The following is a 24221-nucleotide window of genomic DNA, read 5'->3' on the forward strand; positions in this document are numbered from 1 at the left end:
GGCTGCCGAAGGGCATTCGGCAGCCCGTTTTGTCGGAAAACCGCCAACGGTTTCCCTGCGCCTCAGGCGCTGGCGCTGTTCTCTTCTTTGGCCCGATCCGCGTAGATATAAAGCGGACGCGCCGTCGCCTCGACGACTTCTCGCGAGATCACAACTTCCTCGACGCCTTCCAGCCCGGGGAGATCGAACATGGTCTCCAGCAGGATGCTTTCAAGGATCGACCGCAAACCGCGCGCGCCGGTCTTGCGCTCGATGGCCTTGCGGGCCACCGCGCCAAGCGCCTCGTCGGCGAAGGTCAGCTCGACGTTCTCCATTTCGAACAGGCGCTGATACTGCTTCACCAGCGCGTTCTTCGGATCGGTCAGGATCTTCTTCAACGAGGCTTCATCCAGATCCTCGAGCGTCGCCACGACCGGCAGACGGCCGACGAACTCTGGAATCAGGCCATACTTGAGCAAGTCCTCAGGCTCGACGTGACGGAAGATTTCGCCGGTGCGGCGGTCTTCGGGAGCCAGAACCTGGGCGGCGAAGCCTATCGACGTGGTGCGGCCGCGCCCCGAGATGATCTTCTCAAGGCCGGAAAACGCACCGCCGCAGATGAAGAGAATGTTGGTCGTATCCACCTGCAGGAACTCCTGCTGCGGATGCTTGCGGCCGCCCTGCGGCGGCACGGAAGCGACCGTGCCTTCCATGATCTTCAACAGCGCCTGCTGCACGCCCTCGCCCGACACGTCGCGGGTGATCGAGGGGTTGTCGGATTTGCGCGAGATCTTGTCGATTTCGTCGATATAGACGATGCCGCGCTGCGCCCGCTCGACGTTGTAGTCGGCAGCCTGCAGCAGCTTCAGGATGATGTTCTCGACGTCCTCGCCGACGTAGCCGGCTTCGGTCAGCGTCGTCGCGTCAGCCATCGTGAACGGCACGTCGAGGATGCGGGCGAGCGTCTGCGCGAGCAGCGTCTTGCCCGAACCGGTCGGACCGATCAGCAGGATGTTCGACTTCGCAAGCTCAACGTCGTTGTGCTTGGTCTGGTGATTGAGGCGCTTGTAGTGGTTGTGGACCGCGACCGAGAGCACCTTCTTGGCGTGCTGCTGACCGATCACATAGTCGTCCAGAACCTTGCAGATTTCCTTCGGCGTCGGAATGCCGTCGCGCGACTTCACCAGCGAGGACTTGTTCTCCTCGCGGATGATGTCCATGCACAGTTCGACGCACTCATCGCAGATGAAGACCGTCGGGCCCGCGATCAGTTTGCGGACTTCGTGCTGGCTCTTCCCGCAAAACGAGCAATAGAGGGTGTTCTTTGAATCGCTCGTACCGACCTTGCTCATTCCTGTCTCCGTCCGCCGCTCGATCTTGTCTCAGGGGTTTGCCCCATCCCGGTACAGACCGGCATGACGTGTAGATAGGAGCAAAAACCGTACCAAAAAAGACCCTGCACTCCAGTTTCCCGTGCGAATCACGGTTCAATCGAATCCCCGGTCATCGTAACCCACAAACACTAGCCAATCATGGTGCCACCCGACTATCAAGAATTCGCTAACCCGCAAAACAGCCAACTCCGTGATCTTGGCGCAATTTTGCGCCTTTTCAGGGACAGTCGGCAACGAATTCATTGCAGCGTTGCGGGAATGACACGGGCGGACCGGCGGAACTCCGCCGGTCCGCCCTCGGTGGGCGTCAGGAGCCAATGATGCCCTTGAGGCCCGCGTAGATCGAGCCCGCCGCAGTCGACAAAATGCCGGCCAGCGGACCGGCCGTCTTCATCAATTCCTGAATAATTCTCGCCCGGCGCCGCAACTGGTCCTCCCCGACATAGGGGCCCAGGATCTTCGCCACGCGATAGGCCGCCGCATTCGGCTTGTCACCCTGCGACAGCGAACTGGCAAGAAGCTGCAGCATCAAAATGCCGAGGATATTACCGGTCACAAAGGCCAGCGCGATGCTCGCGGAGTATTCGAGCACCTCGCGCCATTCGATCCACGGTCCCGGAAGGATGGGAACATGGTCGTTGAAGCCGGTCACCGTCAGCATGCAGAATACGCTGAGCAGCGCTGTCAGGACTCCGACAATGGTTGCCCCGCGATATCCAACTTTCTGGATTGCGTAGATCGCAAAGCCGAACGGCAACGGAATCAGCACCGACGCAATGCGCAGATAGAGCGGCGACACGTTCAGCACGATGGTGACGATGATGTGGGCCGCAACCAGCAGGATCGTGGGGATCAGAATGTAGGCGATGCTGTGAACAGCGAAGGACCGGACCGGATGACGGCGGCGGTACAGTCGCGCGCTGACATTGTCGAACTCGCGCCTCACCTTTTCGATGTCGGCGACGATGTCCTCAATTTCGAGAAGCACCGGCCGCACAACGCGGAGATCGCGCGAACAATGCTTGCAGACGAGCGCTTCGTCTTTCACCTTCTCGGCGCAGAACGGACATTCCATCAGAATGCCGGTGCGTGTGGGGTGAACATGTCAGTTCCGCCGCAATGAGAGGCGCTGGCGGCGCCGAAGCGTTTCAAGTTCTGCCTTCGCATGCGCAAGTTCGTCCGTGGCCAAGGCCCGCTTGCGGATGAGATCGTCCCGCTCGGCAATCAGCGTTTCAGGAACCGTGATATCGCGCGAACATGAGCTGCAAACCATTGCGCGGGGAGCGACGGGTTGCGTGCAGAAGGGGCACTCGTCCGTCATGCGGGTCAGGGCGCCACTTTGAGTGTGAAGCTGGTGGTCGCGGTGCGGCCGTCGGAATCCTTCACATCGACGCGAATGAGGTGGTCGCCGGCGGGCAGTTCGGCGTCGGGCATATCGATGCCGGTGGGAACTACGAAGGGCTTCAGACGCGACGTCAGATCGACGGCGGGACTTTTTATATATGTCACCTTCAGTGAATCGGTGTCGATCTTGGCACCGCCAAAGGATTCGAATTTCAACTGCAGCCGCATCGGCGACCGCGCGGCGTCAGGACTGCCGACCAGTTCGATCTTCGGTCCGCGCGTGATGCCGCGGGTGGCGACAGCAACCCCGCCTTTCGGCGGCGGCAGCTTGGCCTCATCCGGAGAAATCAGAACCGTTCCCGCACTCGCACCGGGTGAAACCATCGACACAACAAGCCCGGCCGCCAAGCCAGCCGCCTGAAACAGCGAACGCCGCATTTCCAAATCTCCCCAACCGCCAAATCTCTTTCAAGCAATGCCGCGAGCCTACAGCACGGCGGGATTTTTCGAAAGACGTCTCTCTTTTTACCTTAACGCCCGCCGCCGTCACCGATGATCGAATACGGCGCCCAGAACAGCGGATGCGCATAGGCGAACTCCGTCTTGCCGTCCGCGCCGAGATAGCCGGGTCCATCGGCGAGCGCCATCATGGCTTGCCGCAGCGCCTCGCCGCGCGTCAGCTTCGGATCGTCCGCCTGCCGCTTGAACAGGTCGGTCACCAGTTCACGCGCCGATTGCGAATGCACCGACCAGTTCGTGACCAGAAGCGCGCGCGTCCCGGCGTAGAAGAACGCCCGGCCCAGCCCCGACGCGGCTTCGGCTCCCGCTCCAGCCCCCGCGCCGGTGTTACAGGCCGACAGCACGACCCAGTCGGCGTCGAGCTTCAGCGAAAGGATTTCTTCCATTGTCAGCAACCCGTCGCCGTCGGAATCCGACAGCGCGGGTGCAGACAGCGCCAGCGCCGGTTGGGTCAAACCATCCAGTTCGCCCGGCACCAAACCATGGGTGGCGAAGGCGACGATCTTGAACCCCGACAGGTCCATCGATTTCACCTTTTTCTCGTTGGCGTCCTTGCCGAGGTTGAGAACCTTGGCGGGATCGGCCTGCAAGGCGAGCGCGATGGAGGTGAGTTCGTCGGATGTGTCCGGCAGGCGCGGCAACTGTCCAAGTTGCGCGCTGTCGACGCCTTCAAGCTGCGGGCTGTTGCGCCGCTTCAGCGGGGCGCCACGCGTGACGTTCGACGCATCTGCGACCTGGATCAGCTTGTCGGCTTTCGCCGCGTCGTCGGCCTGCTCCTTGTTGAAATACGGATCGCCGAACGCGACCAGATCCTGCCGCGTGGCCTTGCCCGGGGGCAGCTTACGCAAGGTCTGCAGAGCTGACGCTGACGGCACCAGCGTCACAGCATGGGTTCGCGCCAGCCACGGCACGTTGCGGTAACTGACGAACAGCGGATCGTCGTCGGCTTTCACCTCCGCAGCCGCCGTCGGCAGCAGCGACAACGGCAACAGCCCGAGCGCGCCGTTGGTCACAACGATCAGGCTCTTCGCCGGCTTCCAGCCACTCTCGACGGGCTTCAGTATCTTGTCGTAAAGCTCGGACGCGAGTTTTACGTCGAACGCGGGAATATCCGAAATCATCGCGGCTTTCGGCTCCAGCGCCTCGCGCAGCTTGGTCACGGTCGCATTGAGGTCGCCGACCGACAGTCCGAGCCGGGCGAACTGAACCGGGCTGTCCTTGCGCAGCACCCAGACGAAACTGTCAAAGCGGCCGAAGTAGAACGACAGCAACGCCTCGTCGTCCCTGAGCTGCTTCTGGATGTCAGCGGAATTCGGCGGCGGCGGGTTCACCAGATTGCCGTAGTCCGGAAACTTCTTCGCGATGTCCTTCAGCGTCTGCGCACGCGATGCCTGTAACGCCGCGATCTCCGCCTGCGTCGCCTTGACCGCCTTCTCGTCGCGCTCCGCCGGCGGCAGCGTGAGCAGGTTGTTCAATGTCGCGACGGCCGCGCCGATCCGCTTCTCGCCGTCCTGCGACGCACGCATCAGCTTCGCCAGTTCAGGATTGCTGGCGGCGGAACGAGCCGACGAAGCCTGCAGCGCACGCTGTACCGATTGCCCACGCATCACGTCTGCGTAGCCGAAGGTTTCATCGGCCACATTGGCGGGCGCAGCGGCGGGGAAGACCGATACAAATCGAAGATACCCCTCGATCACGAAACGAACCCGTCCCTCCTGCGCAGCGGCGGTCGATCCGCTGTCGTCGTCGCTGCCGTTCGATGCGGTCAGCAGCACGGGGATCGCGGCCTTGAACTCCCGCAGCGCATCCTCCGGCCTGTTTTTGCGCGCAAGCGTCACGGCGTAGTAGCCGCGTGTCACGGCTGTGTTGACACTCTTGTCGCCCGATCTGCTGCGCTCCCGCTCGAAGGACCGCTGGGCGATTTCAAGCGCGTTGTCATAATTCTTCTGCGACAACAAAATCGACACGCGGGCCAGTCCGCCGCTCACCCCCTCGCGGCGCGACGGCTCCCACTTCGCCGTCCAGACATCGACTTGGTCGTAGAGCTTCGTCGCCTCGTCGTATTTACGTTCGAGATTCAGGATTTGCGCGAGGAACACATTCGCCGAAACCATCTGACCGGACTCGGGCGTGTAGCCGAGCCCCTTGTAGATGTCGATGACCTGACGCTGAAGCTGCTCAGCCTCCTGGTAGCGGCCTTGTTCCTGAATGACATAGACCAGCACGCCAAGAACACCGGCCGTGTCGGCATGAAACTTCCCCGACTTGCTCAGACGGCTCAACAGCGCGCGGCGCACATCCGCCTCGCCCTCGCCGACCCGGCCCTGCTTGACCTTGACGCGTCCTTCCAGCGCCAGCGCCCAGTCGGCGGAGCGCTCGATCTGCCCCTCCGGCGGTTTGCTTTCCCATTTCGAGAGCGTGGCGAGCGAATTTGTGTAAAAAACAGATGCCTTGTGATAGGCAGCCTCGGCATCGGCAAACCGGCCGCGGGCTTCCGCAACGCGCGCGTTGCCATCTTCGACGGTCGCCTGCCAGCTCATCCCGTAGATTGGAAACACCGGCCAGCGCTGCGCTTCTGCCAATAGCGAGCGATTTCGCGCGGCGTAGCTCTCCGCGGTATTGGTATCGCCATTCCGGATATAACCGATCACCTGCAAGTACTGCAGAACGAACAGCCGGCCTTTTGCCTGATTGGCAAACGCCGCCGACTGCTTGGACAACAGCGCGTTGGCGCGCTTGTGCTGCCCCGCGTCGCGCAGGTGACGCATCAGGAGCGACTCGTAGCGGCTGCCTTCGTTCTTGTAGTCCCCGCCCTGTCCATTGCTGACGGCCAGTTCGGAATCCGCAAGCGCCTCCTCGGAACGGCCAAGCAGCGTGCGGGCCTGCGCCCGCTTGTAGTGGAAGTCCGCGAGAGCCGTACCTTTCAAACCGGCGGGCACCGGCGCGTCGGCCGCCGCCGTCAATTCGGCGATCTTCGCCGGGTCGGGTTTCTGCTGATCGAGAATGGCGGTGATGTCGGAGACCGTGCGCGGCGGCGCGACGAGCGTGGTGTTTTCCTTTGCGCGCTGGGCGCCTGCTGCGATCTCGTCGGCCTTCGGCGCCGACACCTTCGCCGCGTCGAACAGCGCCGCCTTCGGGCGCGCGGCCATCATGGCATTGCGAACGCAAGGCGTTGCGGCGGCCTTGGCTCTCGCCATGCAGACTTCGTGCGGTCCACCGCTCTGCTTGCAGGCCATATAGGTCGGCCGGCCAATCGAATTGCGGCAGCTCTCTTGCGCTTGCGCGAGTTCAAGAGCGGAGGCTGGCGGAGCGGCTGCGAACGAGCAGAGCAAGCCGAGAAACGCCGCAACGCGGCTTCGTGCAGTTTTCGTCATGGCGCGCTCCCGGACATTGTCATTCCCACCGAAAATGCGGTGTGTCCGGGATGAAATTGGATGCCGTTCAAACATACGGAACTGAAAATAACGACGGGTCCAACGGTCCCGGATCAATAGGTATTATTAGGAGCAAAGACCGGCACAGGGTCAAGCGCGGCGCAGGATGGAACTCAAAAGTATTTTGCAATCACCCGAACAGGTGATGCGCTCAAACAAAAAGCGGACGCCGGAAAGGCGTCCGCTTCAATTTTCACAATCAGACCGCGATCCGGCTTACGGCAGCTTCGGAGTTGCTTCCTCCGGCCGCTTGTCGATCACCTTGTCGACGAGACCGAAGTCCTTCGCCATGTCGGCGGTGAGGAACTTGTCGCGCTCCAGCGCGTCCTCGATCGCCTTATAGTCCTGGCCGGTGTGCTTGACGTAGATTTCGTTGAGCCGCTTCTTCAGGTTCAGGATTTCCTGCGCGTGCAGCATGATGTCGGTGGCCTGGCCCTGGAAGCCGCCCGACGGCTGGTGAACCATGATCCGCGAATTCGGCAGCGAGAAGCGCATGTCCTTGTGACCGGCCGCGAGCAGCAGCGAGCCCATCGACGCAGCCTGTCCCGTGCACAGCGTGGAGACCGGGGGACGGATGAACTGCATGGTGTCGTAGATCGCCAGACCCGATGTCACCACGCCGCCTGGCGAGTTGATGTACATCGAGATTTCCTTCTTCGGATTCTCGGCTTCCAGAAACAGCAACTGCGCGACCGTCAGCGTGGCCATGCCGTCCTCGACCGGTCCGGTGACGAAGATAATGCGCTCCTTCAGCAGGCGCGAAAAAATGTCGTAGGCCCTCTCGCCGCGATTGGTCTGCTCGACCACCATCGGCACGAGGTTCATGTAGGTTTCAACGGGATCGCGCATTGGTCACCTGAGGGTTGGCGGAGGCAGCCGGCCGGGAATGCCTCGTGATGCAAAAGGTTGGGCACTACAGATATGAGCGGTTAGCCCGCCCACAAGAGCGGAAAACGGCATCGGCAAAAAGCCGAAGCGGCGGCAGTTGACGCTGATTCGGCGGGGGGCGCAAAGGTAGCGCGCGCCGCGCCGGGCTCATTCGGGGCGTATCGTTAATACGCCCCGAATGCCGGGCTTTGTCGTGGTTGAGACAACGGCCCCGATCAGGCAGCGGTCTTGTCGTCTTCTTCCTTGAGCAGGTCCTCGCGGGTCACCTGCTTTTCGGTCACGTTGGCGAGTTCGAGAATGAAGTCGACAACCTTGTCCTCGTAGATCGGGGCGCGAAGCTGGGCCAGCGCGTTCGGATTGCTGCGATAGAAGTCCCAGACCTCCTTCTCGCGGCCCGGCGACTGGCGGGCGCGATCGATCAGCGCCCGGCTGACTTCATCGTCGGTGACGGTGATCTTGTTCTTCTCGCCGATCTCGGAGAGCACGAGGCCGAGGCGCACGCGGCGGTCAGCGATCTTCTGATACTCGTCCTTGGCCTTTTCCTCGGTGGTGTCTTCATCGGCGAAGGTCTTGCCGGTGGACTCCATCTCGGCCTGGATCGAATTCCACATCAGCTTGAACTCTTCCTCCACCAGCGACGGCGGCGGATCGAAGCGATGGGTTTCGTCGAGCTTGTCGAGCAGGATGCGCTTGACGCGCTGGCGCGACGCCCCGGCGAATTCCACCACCAGACGCTCGCGCATCGCTTCTTTCAGCTTGTCGAGCGATTCCATGCCGAGGGTCTTGGCGAACTCATCATCGATCTTGGCGTCCTGCGGAGCCTCAATCAGGCTCGCGGTGGTCTCGAACTCCGCGTCCTTACCGGCGAGATGTGTCGCCGTGTAGTTCTTCGGGAACGACGCCTTGACGGTGCGTGTCTCGCCGGACGCGATGCCGATCAGCTGGTCTTCGAAGCCCGGAATGAACGTACCCGAGCCGATCACGACCTGAATACCATCGCCGGTGCCGCCGTCGAATGCCACGCCGTCGATGGTGCCCTTGAACGCGATTGTGACGCGGTCGCCCTTCTCGGCCTTCGCGCCTTCCGCCTTCGCTTCATAGGGACGGCTCTGCTCGGCAATGCGCTTCAACGCCTCGTCGACGTCGGCGTCGGTGACTTCGGCCACCGGCTTCTCGACGTTGAAGCTCTTGAAATCGGCCAGTTCGATCGCGGGCACGACTTCGATCGCGACCGAATAGTTCAGGTCGGACTTGCCGGCGAGAATCGCCTCGATCTCTTTCTCTTCCTTCGGCATGGTGACCTTGGGTTCGGTCGCCAGGCGGAAGCCGCGCTCGGTGAAGATGCCGGCGTTGGTGTCGCGGATCAGCTCCTCGACGGTCTCGGCGGCAACCGAACGGCCGTAAACCTTCTTGAGATGCGCGACCGGCACCTTGCCGGGACGGAAGCCGTTGAGCTTCACCTTGTCCTTCAGATCGACGAGTTTCGCGTCCACCTTGGCGTCGATGTCGGCAGCGGGAACGCTAACGTTGAACTCGTGCTTCAATCCCTCGGCGAGGGTTTCTGTGACCTGCATGGCGTCAATCTTCTTCCGGCTTGGCCCGGCATGGCCGGGTCGTTGTCAATCGGTTGGATGCGAACCGTTCGGCAGCAGAGCCGTCCGGCATGCATCGGTGGTGCGGCGGAAACGCTCCAATCGGAAACGCCTCCTCCAGAAATCTTGCGCAAACATAAGATCGCGCTTGGTGCGCTCGGAGGGACTCGAACCCCCACATCTTTCGACACTGGAACCTAAACCCAGCGCGTCTACCAGTTCCGCCACGAGCGCGCAGCACACATCAGTCTGGTTGGTTGAGTGTCCCGGCACAGCCGCGAGCGGCGGGCTTATAACATGGTGTAACCGCTTCGCGAGCCAAAAAAATGGCTTTCGCGACGCGGCCTTAGAGCGCGCGCCGGAGGCTTCGGCAGCGACCAACCGTCCGCTGGACAGGATGGATTGAAAATGGTCCGCATAGGCCATGACAAATCAGGTTTTTTCGCCGTCGAGACGGGGTCTGCTGGCCGGGCTGGGAGGGACCGCTCTCACTGCCGGGCTGCGGCTGCCCGCCGCCGCGCAGTCCGGAGCAAGCCTGTCCCTGCGGGCGCGGCCCGGAACGATCCCCCTTCAGGCCGGAGGAACCGGACAGGCGGTCTGGATGCTCGATACGGATCAGGCGGGTGCCCTGCGGTTCGGCAAAGGCGATCTCGCCGTCAACCTTTCAAATGAACTCCCCGCACCTATCGTCCTGAACTGGCTTGGAATCGACGGCGCAGCCGCCGCGGAGCCGCTGACCGGACAGGCTCCGGTCCTACCCGGTGGACGGGCGTCCTTCACCGTGCCCCTGCGGCAATCCGGAACCTATCTGGTCAACGCGCTGGTGCCGGAAGGCGCGCCCCCTCCGACGGCAGGCCGTGCGCTCATCGTCGAGGACAGCCCGCCGGTCGCCGTGGACCGCGACGCGGTTCTGCTGATCGAGGAATGGCGGTTCAAATCGGGTGTGGCGGTTGCTCCCGGAACCGCTCCCGACGCCACGCCCGCAATCTACACCGTCAACGGACAGTTGAACTTCAGCCTCAACGTGAAGATCAACGAGCGGCTGCGGCTGCGCTTCATCAACGGCTGCGCGCGGTCGCCGGTCGGATTGAAAATCGAGAATCACGACGTTCGCGTGATGGCAATCGACGGCGCACCCGCCGAACCTTTCACCGCCCGCGACGGCCAACTGGTGCTAGCGCCCGGTTCGCGCGTCGATGCTTTCATCGACGCGACGCGGGCGCCGGGCACCATCTCGCCGATTATCCTGCATGACGGCGCCTCACCACAAACCATCGCGCGGCTGATCATGTCGAACGACGCGCCCGTGCGGGCGGCGGCGCTGCCGCTGTCGGCTGCGCTTCCCTCGGTCGGCCTTCCCGCGCGTCTCGACCTGCAAGGCGCGCTGCGCGCCGAACTGTCGCTCGATCCGAACGCGCAATGGGGGTCGCCTGTGAAATTCGACGCCGCGACCGCGCCGGCCTGGCGCGTCAAGCGCGGACGCACCGCGGTGATGGCGATCACCAATCCGGCCACAGCGCCGGTGGTGTTCCGGCTGCACGGTCATCATTTCCGGCTGCTCGACCGGCTCGACGACGGCTGGAAACCGTTCTGGCTCGACACGCTGATGCTGGACAAGGGCCAGACCCAGCGCATCGCGTTCCTCGCGGAATATTCCGGACGCTGGCTGATGGAAGCCACCGCACTCAACTGGGCCGCACCGAAACTGTTACGCAGTTACGCGGTGGAATAGCGCAGCCTAGGCGGGCGACGGCAGCCCATGAACCAGCAGGCCGAGGGTATCCGCACCGGCGATGCGGTCCTTGGAAATCTCACGATAGCCGGGCGAATCCAGAAAGCCCCTCGCCCGTGCCTCGTCGGCGAACGACATCACAACGATCTTGTCACGTTCCCAGTCGCCATCGAGAACGACAGGCTTTTCGTCGGCGGCCAGCAACCTGCCGCCGGACTCCTTGAACACGTCGAAGAACCTCGCCTGATACTTGCGATAGCGTTCCGCGTCGGTGAACTTCAACTGGGCGATCACGTAAACCGTCATTCCTCTCCCCGTCGTTTCTTGCGGCACAACCGCTTAGCGAAAACGCGACCGCTTTCGAAGACTCAATCGCACGCAATTCTGAAAGCGTTTCAGGCGGGCTTCAGTACGCGATCCCCAGTTCGTCGTAGAGATTGCGCAGCACCGCAGGCAGCGCCTCGGGAAGATCTTCCGCGATCAGGCCGGGACCGAACTCGTGCGCCGCCTCGCCGTGCAGCCATGCCGCCATGCTCGCCGCCTCGAATGCCGGCACCCCTTGGGCAAGCATCCCGCCGATGATGCCGGCCAGCACGTCGCCCGATCCCGCCGTCGCCAGCCACGGCGGCGCGTTGGCCGTGATCGCCGCGCGTCCGTCCGGTGACGCGATCACGGTGTCCGCGCCTTTGAGCAAGACCACCGCGCCCGAGGTGTGCGCGGCCAGCCGCGCCTGTTCGAGTTTTGAATGAGCCGCCCCCGCCGTGAGAGTTTTGAACAGCCGCGCGAATTCGCCTGTATGAGGGGTGAGGACAACCTGTGGATCGGTCAGCTTTTTGATCCCGGCAAAAAGCGCCTCGGGACTTTCGGCGAAACTCGTCAGCGCGTCGGCATCGAGCACGAGGCTACGGCCCGCTAACAACACCGTCAGGACAAAGCTGCGCGTGCGATCACTGACACCGGCGCCCGGCCCAATCACGCAGGCATTGAGGCGCTTGTCCGCCAGCAGGTCAGCGAATTGCTGCGCGCTCTCCGTCTCGCGCACCATCACCGCCGTCAGCGCCGCCGCGTTGACCGCCAGCGCATCGCGCGGCGACGCCACCGTCACCAGCCCTGCGCCCGCGCGCAGCGCCGCCCGCGCCGACAGCCGCGCGGCTCCGGTCGACGTCATGTCGCCGGAGACCACCACCGCATGCCCGCGTGCATATTTGTGGCCGTCGATCTGCGGCGACGGAAAGATATCAGCCCAGAGGTCCGGCACGTTCTCGAATGTCTGCGGCGCGATCTCGTCGAGCACCTCCGGCTCGATGCCGATGTCCGCGACCTCGACCTCGCCGCAGTAAACGCGGCCCGGCAGCAGCAAGTGACCGGGCTTGCGGCGGAAGAACGTGACCGTCGCCGAAGCCTCGACCGCGATGCCCATCACCTCGCCGCTATCGCCACTGACGCCGCTCGGCAGATCCACGGCGAGAATAGGAACGCCGCTGGCGTTTATCGCCTCGACGATGGTGTGGGGGTCGCCTTTCAGCGGGCGGTCGAGACCGGCGCCGAACAGCGCATCGATGATCAGGCTGGGCCTGCCGAGGACCGACGGATCGCACGGCAGCACCGGGCCTTTCCATGCGGCGGCGGCCAGCGCGGCATCGCCTTTCAGCGTGGCGCGGTCGCACAGCAGCATGACCGAGACATCCCGCCCGCGCGCCGCGAGTTCGGTGGCCGCCACGAAGCCGTCGCCGCCATTGTTGCCGCGGCCCGCAACCACCAGGATCGATCCCCGTTCGGCCATCGCCTCGGCAACATCGGCAACGGCCCTGCCGGCCTCCCGCATCAGCGCAAATCCCGGCGTGCCGTCCCTGATCGCAATTTGATCAGCCCGCGTCATTTCAGGGACTGTAAGAACTTCCATGCTGCTTGCCTGTTCGGTTCGCCTCATCCTGAGGCAATTGCGGGATCAAACCCCGGAATCAATCGCCTTCTTTATGGGCAATTGCCTATTTTATAGCCTACCCCCATCGCCGAGGCGCTGAAGAAGCAGGCGGTTTTCAGCAGTAACAATCTGATATACCTAAAGTATTAGAGGCGTTAAGAATTTGGCACGGACCCTGCTTTTAGGGCGCTGGATACAGGTTCGTTAGGCTTTGCCGGCCGATAAAGCCACCGCATTCCGGCAACGGGAGGCGGTGAGCCGGAGGGTCGGCAATCGCGTATCTGCGAAAGCGCCTATCGGCTTGCGGACATCACGCGCGCAACTCCTCAGGGAGAAGCGCTCCGACGACGAAGCCTATTTTACACCGGACACGCTCGGGTGTGAAACGAGGTGCGCGACATCGCGCGATGTGGAAATAGACGTGCAGCAATTTGGAAGTGCCCGGGAGACGCTCAGTGAAAAAGATCGAGGCCATCATCAAGCCCTTCAAGCTCGACGAAGTGAAGGAGGCCCTTCAGGAAGTCGGGATTCAGGGCATCACCGTCACCGAGGCCAAGGGCTTCGGGCGGCAGAAAGGCCATGCCGAGCTTTATCGCGGCGCTGAATACATCGTGGACTTCCTGCCGAAGGTCAAAATTGAGATTGTGATTGGCGACGATCTTGTCGAAAAAGCCATCGACGCGATAAGGCGTGCGGCACAGACCGGCCGCATCGGCGACGGAAAGATATTTGTGTCCAACATCGAGGAGGCCATCCGCATCAGAACGGGCGAATCCGGCCTCGACGCCATCTAACCCTGTCCATCAGGACTGCCCGCCTCGCCTTCCTCGCGGCAGCCCGCATCGCCGGATTTGACCGGCGCGCGAATGACGCCACCACGACGACCACGAACCATCCACGACTCTAGCCCACCACGAACGACCAAAACGACACCAAGCAGCCATAAGGGGTATTCATGAAGACCGCCAAAGACGTCCTAAAGTCGATCAAGGACAACGACGTAAAATACGTCGACCTGCGTTTCACCGATCCGCGCGGCAAGTGGCAGCACGTCACCTTCGACATCTCGATGATCGACGAAGACATCTTCGCCGAAGGCACGATGTTCGACGGCTCCTCGATCGCCGGCTGGAAGGCGATCAATGAATCCGACATGACGCTGATGCCCGATCCGACCACGGCGACGATCGACCCGTTCTTCGCCGAGACCACCATGGTCATCACCTGCGACATTCTCGAGCCGTCCACGGGCGAGCCCTACAACCGCGATCCGCGCGGCATCGCCAAGAAGGCCGAAGCCCAGGTCAAGGCGCTCGGCATCGGCGACACCGTGTTCGTCGGCCCCGAAGCCGAGTTCTTCGTGTTCGACGACGTGCGTTTCCAGACCACGCCGTACAACACCGGCTTCAAGCTCGACTCCTCCGAACTGCCGACCAACTCGGACACCGAGTATGAAGGCGGCAACCTCGGCCACCGCATCCGCACCAAGGGCGGCTACTTCCCCGTTCCGCCGCAGGACTCGGTGCAGGACATGCGCTCGGAAATGCTCGGCTCGATGGCCAGGATGGGCGTCAAGGTCGAGAAGCATCACCACGAAGTCGCTTCCGCCCAGCACGAACTCGGCATGAAGTTCGACACGCTGACCCACATGGCCGACCAGATGCAGATCTACAAGTACTGCATCCATCAGGTCGCGCACATCTACGGCAAGACCGCCACCTTCATGCCGAAGCCGGTCTACGGCGACAACGGCTCGGGCATGCACGTGCACCAGTCGATCTGGAAGGACGGCAAGCCGGTGTTCGCCGGCAACAAGTACGCCGACCTCTCCGAGACCTGCCTCCACTACATCGGCGGCATCATCAAGCACGCCAAGGCCATCAACGCCTTCACCAACCCGTCGACCAACTCCTACAAGCGTCTGGTCCCGGGCTACGAAGCGCCGGTGCTGCTCGCCTACTCGGCGCGCAACCGTTCGGCCTCCTGCCGCATCCCCTACACCGCTTCGCCGAAGGCCAAGCGCGTCGAGGTGCGCTTCCCCGATCCGATGGCGAATCCCTACCTCGCCTTCGCCGCGATGCTGATGGCCGGCCTCGACGGCATCAAGAACAAGATCGATCCGGGTCCGGCGATGGACAAGGACCTCTACGACCTGCCGAAGGAAGAGCTGAAGCAGATCCCGACGGTGTGCGGCAGCTTGCGCGAGGCGCTGGAAAATCTCGACAAGGACCGCGCGTTCCTGAAGGCCGGCGGCGTCTTCGACGACGACTTCATCGACAGCTTCATCGAACTGAAGATGACCGAAGTCGCGCGGTTCGAAATGACCCCGCATCCGGTCGAGTTCGAGATGTACTACTCCCAGTAAGCACTCGCTTCACCGCGACTGTTTTTGCAAAAGACAAAAGGCGCTCCAAACGGGGCGCCTTTTTTGTTTCGCCGGCTCCGAACCGCCCCGGCCTATGTCACCGGCTTCGCTTCCGGAAACTTCCAGCTTCCGTCGAGAATGTCCTTGCGCGGGCGGTACATGCGCACGGTGTAATTCCAGCCTTTCGACGCTGGCAGGCAATTCGGGATTTTCCCATCGCAACCACCGAACTGCACATCGACCGAGCCGTCCGGGCTTTTCTTGGCCGTCAGATTGTTGAGCGAATAGGCGTTGTAGGGATTTTTCTCGAAGAACCCCGCCGCGTTGTAAACGCTGATTGACCAGAATGCGTCCACAGGCACGTTGCCGGGCACCTTGAGACGGTAGATCGTCGTGCCGTCGTTCTTCACAGGCGTGAAGCTCGAATAGCGCGCGTCCTTGTCCGGATTGCCGCCCCAGCCGGCCGCTGTGGAAATGAGATGCCGGATCGGATCGACCTGCCCTTTCACACCGAACGAATTTCCAAAGCCTTCATTCATCGACGCCAGCACCAGCAACGCGTCGCGAATCTTGTTCTGCGCCGCCTGATCCCAGTTCGGCGCGTCGAACGTGCCAATACTTGCCTGGGTGACCTTGATGGCGTCCTGCGCGGCATGAACTGCCTTGAGATCGTTCGGATCGGCGGGATCGACCAGCGTGCGCACCGGCGTCATGACGTAACGCGTGCCTACATTTGCTTTAGTCAACTTCACGGTGGCGGGCGCGTACACAACCATCGGCGTGTAGTGATCCTCGTTGATGACCTGCAAAGACATGAACCGCTTGCCCGTGGCGGGCAGCGTGATCGTGACCGGGCCGGCATCGAGATCGAACACCGCCGATGAATAGAGCGTGTCGCGGTTCATGCGGATGACTTTCTGATTGTCGATCTCGGTCGGCGTGCGGTTATGCACGAACTTTCCGAGCCCGCCGTCCTTTGCCGTCCGCCCCATGTAGAGATCGGATTCCGCACGCGTGAAATTCTGCACGGTGACGGGAGTCGGCTTGGCATCCTGCGCGAACGCCGCCGAAGTGAGCGCAAGCGAAGCGATGCCCAGCGCGATGCGGTTCAAACACTGCATAGCCGCCTCCGTTATTTGCCGGTGTCTTTCGGCACACCCAGTTCGTCGTCGACCTCGTCCTCGAAGGCGCGCTTCTTGCCCGAAATGAAACGCCGATAGCCCTCCGGATCGATCCACGCTGTCATACCCTCGGTCGCAGCCCGCTTCGCCTTACCTTCAAAATCGTAATACTCGTTGTGCTGAGCGAGCCAGATGTCGGGCTTGAGCATTTCCAGCGTGTGATGCGTGCGGCGATAGTCATGCTCAATACCCGGATAGGAGGGATTCTTGGCGATGCGATAGCCCGGATTGAATCCACTGCCGTCGGGAAACACCACGAGATAGGCTTTACCGTCGACCACAAGGTTCATCACCCACGTCGTCGCGCCGCGCGTATGGCCGGGCGTGTGATACGCCGTGAGCATGACGTCGCCCATCTTGATCTGATCGCCGTCGCGCAGAATGCGGTCGACCTTGACCGCCGGATAAACGAAGTCGTTGGCGTATTTGAAATCGTTGCTGTCGCCGCTCTCCATTGCGGCCACATCGTCCTTCATGACGGCAATCGGCGCGCCGAACTGCTGCTTCATGTAGGCAAATGCGCCGGCGTGGTCGATATGCGCGTGGCCGTTAATCATCAGCTTGATGTCTTCAGGCTTGAATCCGAGCTTGCGGATCGACTCCGCGATCATCGGACCGGAGGACGGCATGCCTGTGTTCATGAGGATGTGGCCCTCCGGCGTCGTGATGAGGAATACGCCAAGCCCCTTGGTGCCGACGAAATAAACCGGTCCGACGATGCGGACCGGCTCGGCCGGCTCTTCCCACTTGAAAAACTTTCGGGCGAGCGAGAGGAAGAGACCGTTGTCGTTGGCGAGCTGTTCCTTTGTCGGCAGATTTGGCGGCGCTGTCTGGGAATTGGCCTGCATCGCGGCGCCGGCCGTGAGCGCCAGCAACAGACCGGTAAGCCGCGGAAAACGAAGATTGCGCATTGCATCTTCCTCCGTTGGCAACCATGCAGCGGAAAGCATTCCTGCTGCTTGCCACGCGGATAATATTTTACAGCAAAGTGAGAGAGCCTTCAACGGTGCCGCCGGGGTCGCGGGGTTTGAGATGACCCCGCATCCGGTCGAGTTTGTGGTTTCGGAAAACATCGAAAACAGACGTGGCCCGGATGGAGCGAAGCGGGTTTTGGCAGGCGGCCATTCCGGATTTCGCGGCGCTTCAGAATGATTTTCCGCCCGTCATTCCGGGATGCGCCTCTTGGCGCAGGCCCGGAATGACGGCGAGCCGAAACATTTTGTGATGGGGATACGAATCCCCGCCCTTCAAACCGCTCTTAAGTTCGAAGCGTCCTGTTCGTGAGGGGCGCTTTCTAGAGGCGTCTTGAGGCGGAGCAGGATGCGGCGCCTGCACGCACGGTTCGCACCCGTTGTGTTCGGGAGGCTGGGGTCACCGTCCGGGCCAACTACGTGGCTCTGCCGTCAGCGGCTGGACGAGGACAGGATGAAGGCGGGGAAATCCCGCTGGATCAGAGACGCGCCGCGCTCGTCCTGTCCCGGAAGTACGGTCCTCTCGCCCAAAATCGCCGCAATGGAGCGCCGTGAGGCGACGCGCTTCCGGAGAACCATTCGCCTCGCAAGCGGATGCCGGCAGCGAAACAAGACAAGGTGCGCCTCGCGGCGCTCCATGCCCCTCGCTTTGAAGGGGCAAGACTGAAAGCACAACCCGCGCGACGTCGCGCAGGGGTAATTATGCGTGGCCGTATGACAATTGAATCTGGAGTTCGAGATAACACGCGCTGTCGCGCCATCCACAATCGTCATCACCGGGCTTGACCCGGTGATCCACGCCTCGCTTGCTATGTTGAAAGGAAGACGTGGATGGCCGGGTCAAACCCGGCCATGACGAACTGTAAGTCGTGTGGGCTGAGTGCTCGATACGCCGTCCGACGCTATCTTCGCTTGATCCGCCGCCGGCTTTCAGGAAAGAGTGGCGCAACCCAGTTCGGAGGACAGACGTGACAGCCCCCATCGAGACCAGAGTTCAGACCCGTGGCGACCTCGCATGGTCGATCGCGGTGGGCGGCATCGGCATCGTCACATTCGCCGTCTTCGTGCTGTTCGCCTGGTACTATGCGGCCACGCTGTTCCTGGTGTTCGCCGGCGCGCTGCTCGGCGTCGCCCTCACCGCCATGACGCATCTGCTGCAAAAGGTCATGGGCGGACCCCATGCCTTGCGCCTTGCGATTGTCTGCGTGGTGCTGGCCGGGCTGCTGTCGGGCGTGGTCTTCCTCGGCGGCTCGACCATCGCACACCAGGCGACGGTGCTGAGCAACACGCTCAAGTCGCAGATCGTCACCGTCAAGGCGTTCCTCGAACAGCACGGCGTCGATACGAGCTATCTCGAACTCGGCAGTCCCTCCACCGCCACGCCCGGGTCCACGACGGGCCCCGAAACCGCTCCGGCGGGATTGCCGAAAAATCTCCCGAGCGCGGGTGCGCTGGCCTCCGGCGGCGGCGCCATCGTCACGCAAACGCTGAAGCTGCTGCTGGGCACCGTCAGCGTGGTCGGCAACTTCTTCATCGTGCTGTTCCTCGGGCTGTCGTTCGCGGCACAGCCAAGCGTCTATCGCAAGGGCCTGCTGGCGCTGGCCCCCGCGCGGCATCGCCACAGCGTCACCGTCGTGGTCGACCGAATCAGCGATACGCTGGAGCGCTGGCTGATCGCGCAGATGATCACCATGGCCGCCGTGTTTCTCGTGACATGGATCGGCCTCTCGATCATCGGTATCGACAGTTCGTTCATTCTCGGAATCCAGGCCGGCCTGCTCGCCTTCATTCCGACGGTCGGCGCGCTGATGGGCGGGCTGATCATCGTGCTGGCGAGCCTCGCGTCGGGATGGGTCGCGGCGTTCAGCGCCTTCCTGCTGTTCCTGGGCGTGCATGCGCTGGAAAGCTACATTCTGACGCCGATCATCCAGCGCCAGGCGCTCGACATTCCGCCGGCGACGCTGTTCGCGTTCCAGATCCTGCTCGGCGTCGTGTTCGGGCTGTGGGGGCTGGCGCTGGCACTGCCGCTGATGGCCATTGTGAAGGTGATCATGACCTATCTGCGCGAGGATAAAGAGATCCGCGATCCCGAATTCAGGATGGCCTGACATGCAAGACGGTGTGACATGAACGCAAAAGGCGCCGCATCGGGCGCCTTTTTTCTTCAGTCCCGCGATCTCAGAACTTGATCACCGTGTTGGTGTGCTCGACTTCCGGCGGTGAGGCGAAATGCGGGCCGACCAGCCCGCGCCATTCGGTGAAATCGGCGGATTCGCGGAAATCGACCATGTGATTTTCCAGCGTTTCCCATGTGATGTGCAGCCGGTAGCGCGACGGCTTTTCGATCGAGCGATGCAGCTCGAAGCTCTTCCAGCCCTTGCAGCGCTTGAAGATCGGCTGCGCCATGGCAATCGCGGCCTCGAAATCCTTTTCGCTGCCCGGCTTGATCTCGATCTGTGCAATCTCGGTAATCATGGTCTTCCGCCCCTTTTTGATTATGTGAGGGCTGTAGCGCAGATTGACCGGCCAGAAAAGCAAAAGGACGCAGCAAGGCGTCCCGTCGTCCGGACCGTTTTCGTTCTGCGCTCAGATGAGCGCGAGCAGCATCCCCAAGAGGACAACCGCGCAGCCGCCGAGCAGCACCGGCTGCCAATCGAAGGATGAACCGTAGCGGCCTTCGGCGCGGCGTGCGGCGATCAGGGCGTGTTCGTACTCGTCGGATGTCGAGAACATGCAGGCAAATCCCGCGCGCGCGGAATCGACCGTGGCCTCAAGAGCGATGAGATCGGGATTTGTATCGTGGCTGCGTGCGGTGATCATGACCGCATCGTAGAGCGGGTATGGTAAACAGATGGTTAGAAGCCGGTGATGTCCCGATGAAAAGCGGCGCGCCGGCGTTCAGATGCGAAAATCCATCACCGGCTCTGCCCGGCCGATATCGGCCTCTGCCTTCGGCGCAGCGGCGTTCTTCGTCAGGCCGCGGCGGCCGCTCTGAAGCGACAATGGCTGCTCAGCCGCGACTTCCACACGGTTGCGGCCGCCGCGCTTGGCCTGATAGAGCGCGGTATCGGCCGAAGCCATCAGCACTTCGAGCTCGGTTTGCGCCGGGCCGCCTGCGATGCCGATGCTGACCGTGGTTTCCAGGGGCGCTTCATCGACCTTGATGCCGGACGCCTCGAACGCTTCGCGCACGCGCTCGGCGGCGACCAGCGCTTCCTCCACGGTGCAGGGCAGCAGCGCCGCGAACTCTTCGCCGCCAACCCGGCCGACTAGATCGCTGATGCGCAGATTGTTGACGACGACGTCGGAAAAAACCTTCAGGACGTCGTCGCCCGCGGCATGGCCGAAGCGGTCGTTGACCGACTTGAAGTGGTCGATGTCGAAGATCATCACGGTGATGGGGCGCCCTGCCTTGGCTTCACGGTCGATCATGCGCGCGGTCGCTTCGCTAAAGCCCCGCCGGTTGAGCAAGCCCGTGAGCGGATCGACCGATGCAGCCGTCTTGTGCGCGCTGACCGTCCGCTCGGACATCAGCATGACGATGATGAAAACAGTTCCAACGGCGTAAAGAAGCAACTCGGCTCCGAATGCCGCGATCCAAACCGGCCCCATGCTTGCCGCATCGCTGGAGCGGAACATATCGCCCAAAATGATCGGCAGCATCAGCACGCCACCGTGCATGACCGGTACGGCGATGGCGGGCCAGCGCGCGCGCAGACTCTTGCGCCGCTCGCGCCACAGCTCGCCCGCGGTCAGAGCAGCATAGAAGGCGACGATCCCCGCTCCGAGCAGCATCCGCAGTTCAGGATCGATCGGATCGAGCCAGACCACCGCCGCGACCCAGAGAGCGGGGCCCGCGATCACGCCGATCCAGTTGGCTGGGCGGCCGTGGAAGACACGTGCAGCATCCCAGACCAGACCACAGGCGATGAAGCCCACGGCGTTAACCGCAAGCGACAGTTCCCAGCCCAGATCGGACCCGCCAACCGACCACAACGCCACCGACGCTGCGCCCAGAACGTAGGCAGCACCCCACCAGCCAAGCGCCTCGATCTTTTCCTGATGCCACAAAAACAGCAGCATGGCGCCGAGCAGCGCAGCCGCCAGCGTCGCCGCGAGATAAAGCGTGGAAATATCGAGGGAGAGATGTGTACCAGCCGGCATTTTCTATGCAGCGCTTACAAAAACGAGACGGAACCTGAATAGCTCCCTCAACCGCCTTCATATTTAGCAGCGGTGTCTTGGCACTCCGTTTGCGGCGGTCACAAAGTTTTCTAGAAAAATCGCGGTAATTCGGTTGTATCTGGAACAAAAAAGAGCGCCCCCAAGGGCGCTCTTTGTAACTTTGTGCAGTCCGCAATTGCGGACAATTTGAACGAAACGATTAGCGCTTCGAGAACTGGAACGAGCGGCGGGCTTTCGCCTTGCCGTACTTCTTGCGCTCGACGACACGCGAGTCGCGCGTAAGAAAGCCGCCCTTCTTGAGGACGCCGCGCAGATCCGGTTCGAAATTCGTCAGCGCCTTCGAGATGCCGTGACGCACCGCGCCGGCCTGACCCGACAGACCGCCGCCGGCGACCGTGCAGACGACGTCGTACTGGCCCTGACGGGCGGCCGCGACGATCGGCTGCTGGATCATCATGCGCAGCACGGGACGCGCGAAGTAGACTTCGACTTCACGGGTGTTGACGGTGACCTTGCCGGAGCCCGGCTTGATCCAGACGCGCGCGACCGCGTCCTTGCGCTTGCCGGTAGCATAGGCGCGGCCCTGCTTGTCGACCTTCTTGACGTACTTCGGACCCTCAGGAGCGGCCGTCTTCAGCGCCGACAACTGGTCGAGAGACTGCATGGTATCGGACATTACGCGGCCCTCATGTTCTTGCGATTCATCGACGCGATGTCCACGACTTCCGGCTGCTGTGCTTCGTGCGGATGCTCGGTGCCCGCATAGACGCGCAGATTGCCCATCTGAACGCGGCCCAGCGGACCGCGCGGAATCATGCGCTCGATCGCTTTCTCGACGACGCGCTCCGGGAAACGACCCTCGAGGATCGACTTCGCCGTGCGTTCCTTGATGCCGCCGATGAAACCGGTGTGATTGTAATAGACCTTGTTCTCACGCTTGCGTCCGGTGAGAACGACATGAGCCGCGTTGATGATGATGACGTTGTCACCGCAATCGACGTGGGGGGTGTAAGTCGGGAGGTGCTTGCCGCGCAAACGCATGGCGACCAAGGTTGCGAGGCGACCGACCACCAGACCCTTGGCGTCGATCAGCACCCACTTCTTGTTGACCTCGGCTGGCTTTGCCGAAAACGTCTTCATGTGAGTTGTCCGTGAAATGGCACGTTCGGCGCAATCGCCAAACTGGCGCGGTTCTAGATAACCGAGTGCTGCGCGTCAATGCCTTGCATGTTAAAATAGCGCAGCAATAACAATTGTTTACAAATATGGTGCGATAATACCTGCAAAATCACTGAACATTCGGAATGGAGTAAGTCGCTGTGACGTGAGCAATCGGATCCGGCGAAGTCCCTGATAACAGGCTTATTTCGCCAACGGCGAGACGCTTGCCAAGTTTCATCAGCTTGGCCGCCGCCAGCACGTCCTGGCCGGGCTGGCCCTTGCGCAGGAAATTGATGTTCAGGCTCGTGGTCATGGCCAGTCCGACAGGACCGATGGCCGAAAGCAGCACGACGTACATGGCAAAATCCGCCAGCGCCATGAGCGTCGGTCCCGAGACCGTTCCACCGGGGCGAAGCATGCGCTCGCTGTAGGGCTGCCGCAGCAAACAGGTCGCACCATCCGCGCTCTCGATCAGAACATCGCCATTGGCGAACGCCTGCGGAAACTCCTTGTGGAGAAACGCTTCGACTTCTGCCACGGTCATTTTCGCTTTGTTCATGGAACGTATGTCCTGCCCTGCTCTCGTATGTGACGGTTTTGTATCTTAGGGTGAGCACGATGGCGAGCCTGACAGAACCGAAAAGCGAACCTCGAATCTGAGCCAAAACATGCCGCAAACATCCCGCTCCGCCGCTCCACAGGCGCCCTCGCCGCTGCTGCGTGAAACCATTGGCAGCATTGCCGTGCTGACGCTCGATTCACCATCAACGCGCAACGCGCTATCGGAAGCGATGATCGTGGCGTTGCATGACGAACTGAATTCCATTCGTGACGACAAGCACGTTCGCGCGGTCGTTATTGCCGCGAACGGTCCAGCCTATTCGTCCGGCCACAATCTGAAGGAACTGACCGCCCGCCGCACCGACGCGGACAAGGGCCGCGCCTATTTCGCTCACATAATGAAGTCGTGCAGCGACATGATGCAGGCCATCGTGCATTTGCCAAAACCGGTCGTCGCATCCGTGCAAGGCGTCGCGACCGCCGCCGGATGCCAGCTGGTCGCGACCTGCGATCTCGCGGTCGCATCCGAGAAAGCGACCTTTGGCACCCCGGGGATCGATATCGGCCTGTTCTGCTCGACGCCGATGGTGGCGCTCTCGCGTAACGTACCGCGCAAGCATGCCCTGCATATGCTGCTCACCGGCGACCATATTTCCGCCGAGCGCGCCCGTGAACTCGGTCTCGTCAACAGCGTGGTCCCCGCCGGAACAGAACGCGATACCGCGATCGAACTTGCGAAGGCCATCGCGCTGAAATCCGCCTATACGCTGAAGGTGGGCAAGGAAGCCTTCTACCGGCAGGCCGAGATGAATCTTGCGGACGCCTATACTTATGCGGCACAGGTGATGACCGAGAACATGATGGCGCGCGACGCGCAGGAAGGCATCGGCGCCTTCATCGAAAAACGCGCGCCCAAGTGGGAAGACCGGTAAATCCTGCGATTCGTCATTGCGAGAAGTGAAGCGACGAATCAATCCAGACTTGCTTTTCT

22 protein-coding genes and 1 tRNA gene are annotated in these 24221 nt (G+C 62.0%); 6 read left to right on the plus strand and 17 right to left on the minus strand.

Translation table 11 applies throughout. The annotated features are described in order from the left end of the window. Positions 1-62: 62 nt before the first annotated feature. The 7 genes from clpX to LVY71_RS13730 all read right to left on the minus strand — a co-directional run bounded on the left by clpX (position 63) and on the right by LVY71_RS13730 (position 9384). The gene (gene clpX / locus LVY71_RS13700) at positions 63-1331 is read right to left on the minus strand and encodes an ATP-dependent Clp protease ATP-binding subunit ClpX (protein ID WP_235100427.1); all 1269 of its coding nucleotides are present in this window, start codon (positions 1329-1331) and stop codon (positions 63-65) included. Between the two features lie 349 nt (positions 1332-1680). Further along, positions 1681-2448 carry a hypothetical protein gene (locus LVY71_RS13705; protein ID WP_235100428.1) on the minus strand — a complete coding sequence of 256 codons (768 nt, stop codon included), beginning with the start codon at positions 2446-2448 and terminating at the stop codon, positions 1681-1683. A gap of 251 nt (positions 2449-2699) precedes the next feature. Beyond that, on the minus strand, positions 2700-3155 hold the full coding sequence (locus tag LVY71_RS13710; protein ID WP_235100429.1) for a hypothetical protein: 456 nt from the start codon (positions 3153-3155) through the stop codon (positions 2700-2702). A 92-nt stretch (positions 3156-3247) separates the two neighbouring features. Next, a complete protein-coding gene (locus tag LVY71_RS13715) occupies positions 3248-6610 on the minus strand; it encodes a CHAT domain-containing tetratricopeptide repeat protein (protein ID WP_235100430.1) in 3363 nt (1120 codons plus the stop codon). A gap of 276 nt (positions 6611-6886) precedes the next feature. After that, positions 6887-7519 (minus strand): ATP-dependent Clp protease proteolytic subunit, encoded by a 633-nt coding sequence (locus LVY71_RS13720; RefSeq protein WP_235100431.1) that lies wholly within the window; start codon positions 7517-7519, stop codon positions 6887-6889. Positions 7520-7773: 254 nt separating this feature from the next. Next, positions 7774-9132 (minus strand): trigger factor, encoded by a 1359-nt coding sequence (gene tig, locus LVY71_RS13725; RefSeq protein ID WP_235100432.1) that lies wholly within the window; start codon positions 9130-9132, stop codon positions 7774-7776. 167 nt (positions 9133-9299) lie between these two features. Further along, a tRNA-Leu gene (locus tag LVY71_RS13730) sits at positions 9300-9384 on the minus strand. A 190-nt stretch (positions 9385-9574) separates the two neighbouring features. On the opposite strand from LVY71_RS13730, the gene LVY71_RS13735 reads away from it, so the two are divergent. Beyond that, entirely contained in the window at positions 9575-10882 is a 1308-nt protein-coding gene (locus tag LVY71_RS13735; RefSeq protein ID WP_235100433.1) for a multicopper oxidase family protein, read from the plus strand. 6 nt (positions 10883-10888) lie between these two features. Here LVY71_RS13735 and LVY71_RS13740 read toward each other — a convergent pair whose 3' ends face one another. Both LVY71_RS13740 and LVY71_RS13745 read right to left on the minus strand, forming a co-directional pair. Then, the gene (locus tag LVY71_RS13740; RefSeq protein ID WP_235100434.1) at positions 10889-11188 is read right to left on the minus strand and encodes a DUF1330 domain-containing protein; all 300 of its coding nucleotides are present in this window, start codon (positions 11186-11188) and stop codon (positions 10889-10891) included. Positions 11189-11288: 100 nt separating this feature from the next. Beyond that, positions 11289-12785, minus strand: coding sequence for an NAD(P)H-hydrate dehydratase (locus LVY71_RS13745; protein ID WP_235100435.1), 1497 nt, complete (start codon positions 12783-12785; stop codon positions 11289-11291). A 476-nt stretch (positions 12786-13261) separates the two neighbouring features. On the opposite strand from LVY71_RS13745, the gene LVY71_RS13750 reads away from it, so the two are divergent. Further along, complete coding sequence (locus LVY71_RS13750) at positions 13262-13600, plus strand: P-II family nitrogen regulator (RefSeq protein WP_002712006.1); 339 nt, start codon at positions 13262-13264, stop codon at positions 13598-13600. Positions 13601-13761: 161 nt separating this feature from the next. Continuing rightward, positions 13762-15171 (plus strand): type I glutamate--ammonia ligase, encoded by a 1410-nt coding sequence (gene glnA, locus LVY71_RS13755; RefSeq protein WP_235100436.1) that lies wholly within the window; start codon positions 13762-13764, stop codon positions 15169-15171. A 92-nt stretch (positions 15172-15263) separates the two neighbouring features. Here the strand turns inward: glnA and LVY71_RS13760 are convergent, their stop codons facing one another. Together LVY71_RS13760 and bla are read right to left on the minus strand one after the other, a co-directional pair. Next, on the minus strand, positions 15264-16292 hold the full coding sequence (locus LVY71_RS13760) for a DUF1254 domain-containing protein (protein ID WP_235100437.1): 1029 nt from the start codon (positions 16290-16292) through the stop codon (positions 15264-15266). Between the two features lie 11 nt (positions 16293-16303). Further along, positions 16304-17263 (minus strand): subclass B3 metallo-beta-lactamase, encoded by a 960-nt coding sequence (gene bla / locus LVY71_RS13765; protein WP_235100438.1) that lies wholly within the window; start codon positions 17261-17263, stop codon positions 16304-16306. Here bla and LVY71_RS13770 point away from each other — a divergent pair. Both LVY71_RS13770 and LVY71_RS13775 read left to right on the plus strand, forming a co-directional pair. Next, entirely contained in the window at positions 17256-17504 is a 249-nt protein-coding gene (locus LVY71_RS13770; protein WP_235100439.1) for a hypothetical protein, read from the plus strand. The two genes, bla and LVY71_RS13770, sit on opposite strands and share 8 nt — an antisense overlap. Positions 17505-18291: 787 nt before the next feature. Beyond that, positions 18292-19431, plus strand: coding sequence for an AI-2E family transporter (locus tag LVY71_RS13775; RefSeq protein ID WP_235100440.1), 1140 nt, complete (start codon positions 18292-18294; stop codon positions 19429-19431). 70 nt (positions 19432-19501) lie between these two features. Here LVY71_RS13775 and LVY71_RS13780 read toward each other — a convergent pair whose 3' ends face one another. From LVY71_RS13780 to LVY71_RS13805, 6 genes are all read right to left on the minus strand, one after another. Continuing rightward, the gene (locus tag LVY71_RS13780) at positions 19502-19798 is read right to left on the minus strand and encodes an antibiotic biosynthesis monooxygenase family protein (protein WP_235100441.1); all 297 of its coding nucleotides are present in this window, start codon (positions 19796-19798) and stop codon (positions 19502-19504) included. Between the two features lie 111 nt (positions 19799-19909). Continuing rightward, positions 19910-20143, minus strand: a complete 234-nt coding sequence (locus tag LVY71_RS13785) for a hypothetical protein (protein ID WP_235100442.1) — start codon at positions 20141-20143, stop codon at positions 19910-19912. A gap of 78 nt (positions 20144-20221) precedes the next feature. Next, entirely contained in the window at positions 20222-21487 is a 1266-nt protein-coding gene (locus LVY71_RS13790; protein ID WP_235100443.1) for a GGDEF domain-containing protein, read from the minus strand. 220 nt (positions 21488-21707) lie between these two features. Beyond that, positions 21708-22184 (minus strand): 30S ribosomal protein S9, encoded by a 477-nt coding sequence (rpsI, locus tag LVY71_RS13795; RefSeq protein WP_235100444.1) that lies wholly within the window; start codon positions 22182-22184, stop codon positions 21708-21710. Then, entirely contained in the window at positions 22184-22648 is a 465-nt protein-coding gene (rplM, locus tag LVY71_RS13800) for a 50S ribosomal protein L13 (protein ID WP_235100445.1), read from the minus strand. The genes rpsI and rplM overlap by 1 nt, the downstream gene beginning before the upstream one ends. Positions 22649-22796: 148 nt before the next feature. Then, positions 22797-23228: a PaaI family thioesterase gene (locus tag LVY71_RS13805; RefSeq protein ID WP_235100446.1), complete on the minus strand. Its 432-nt coding sequence runs from the start codon at positions 23226-23228 to the stop codon at positions 22797-22799. A 109-nt stretch (positions 23229-23337) separates the two neighbouring features. Between LVY71_RS13805 and LVY71_RS13810 the strand changes: the two genes are divergently transcribed. Then, the gene (locus LVY71_RS13810; protein WP_235100447.1) at positions 23338-24162 is read left to right on the plus strand and encodes an enoyl-CoA hydratase; all 825 of its coding nucleotides are present in this window, start codon (positions 23338-23340) and stop codon (positions 24160-24162) included. The last annotated feature ends 59 nt before the right edge of the window (positions 24163-24221 follow it).

The organism is Bradyrhizobium sp. G127, assembly GCF_021502575.1.
GTDB lineage: Bacteria > Pseudomonadota > Alphaproteobacteria > Rhizobiales > Xanthobacteraceae > Afipia.

Coding starts and splice junctions, on each gene's coding strand:
- clpX (WP_235100427.1), bottom strand. CDS start 1,331: ATGAGCAAGGTCGGTACGAGCGATTCAAAGAACACCCTCTATTGCTCG.
- LVY71_RS13705 (WP_235100428.1), bottom strand. CDS start 2,448: ATGGAATGTCCGTTCTGCGCCGAGAAGGTGAAAGACGAAGCGCTCGTC.
- LVY71_RS13710 (WP_235100429.1), bottom strand. CDS start 3,155: ATGCGGCGTTCGCTGTTTCAGGCGGCTGGCTTGGCGGCCGGGCTTGTT.
- LVY71_RS13715 (WP_235100430.1), bottom strand. CDS start 6,610: ATGACGAAAACTGCACGAAGCCGCGTTGCGGCGTTTCTCGGCTTGCTC.
- LVY71_RS13720 (WP_235100431.1), bottom strand. CDS start 7,519: ATGCGCGATCCCGTTGAAACCTACATGAACCTCGTGCCGATGGTGGTC.
- tig (WP_235100432.1), bottom strand. CDS start 9,132: ATGCAGGTCACAGAAACCCTCGCCGAGGGATTGAAGCACGAGTTCAAC.
- LVY71_RS13735 (WP_235100433.1), top strand. CDS start 9,575: ATGACAAATCAGGTTTTTTCGCCGTCGAGACGGGGTCTGCTGGCCGGG.
- LVY71_RS13740 (WP_235100434.1), bottom strand. CDS start 11,188: ATGACGGTTTACGTGATCGCCCAGTTGAAGTTCACCGACGCGGAACGC.
- LVY71_RS13745 (WP_235100435.1), bottom strand. CDS start 12,785: ATGGAAGTTCTTACAGTCCCTGAAATGACGCGGGCTGATCAAATTGCG.
- glnA (WP_235100436.1), top strand. CDS start 13,762: ATGAAGACCGCCAAAGACGTCCTAAAGTCGATCAAGGACAACGACGTA.
- LVY71_RS13760 (WP_235100437.1), bottom strand. CDS start 16,292: ATGCAGTGTTTGAACCGCATCGCGCTGGGCATCGCTTCGCTTGCGCTC.
- bla (WP_235100438.1), bottom strand. CDS start 17,263: ATGCGCAATCTTCGTTTTCCGCGGCTTACCGGTCTGTTGCTGGCGCTC.
- LVY71_RS13780 (WP_235100441.1), bottom strand. CDS start 19,798: ATGATTACCGAGATTGCACAGATCGAGATCAAGCCGGGCAGCGAAAAG.
- LVY71_RS13785 (WP_235100442.1), bottom strand. CDS start 20,143: ATGATCACCGCACGCAGCCACGATACAAATCCCGATCTCATCGCTCTT.
- LVY71_RS13790 (WP_235100443.1), bottom strand. CDS start 21,487: ATGCCGGCTGGTACACATCTCTCCCTCGATATTTCCACGCTTTATCTC.
- rpsI (WP_235100444.1), bottom strand. CDS start 22,184: ATGTCCGATACCATGCAGTCTCTCGACCAGTTGTCGGCGCTGAAGACG.
- rplM (WP_235100445.1), bottom strand. CDS start 22,648: ATGAAGACGTTTTCGGCAAAGCCAGCCGAGGTCAACAAGAAGTGGGTG.
- LVY71_RS13805 (WP_235100446.1), bottom strand. CDS start 23,228: ATGAACAAAGCGAAAATGACCGTGGCAGAAGTCGAAGCGTTTCTCCAC.
- LVY71_RS13810 (WP_235100447.1), top strand. CDS start 23,338: ATGCCGCAAACATCCCGCTCCGCCGCTCCACAGGCGCCCTCGCCGCTG.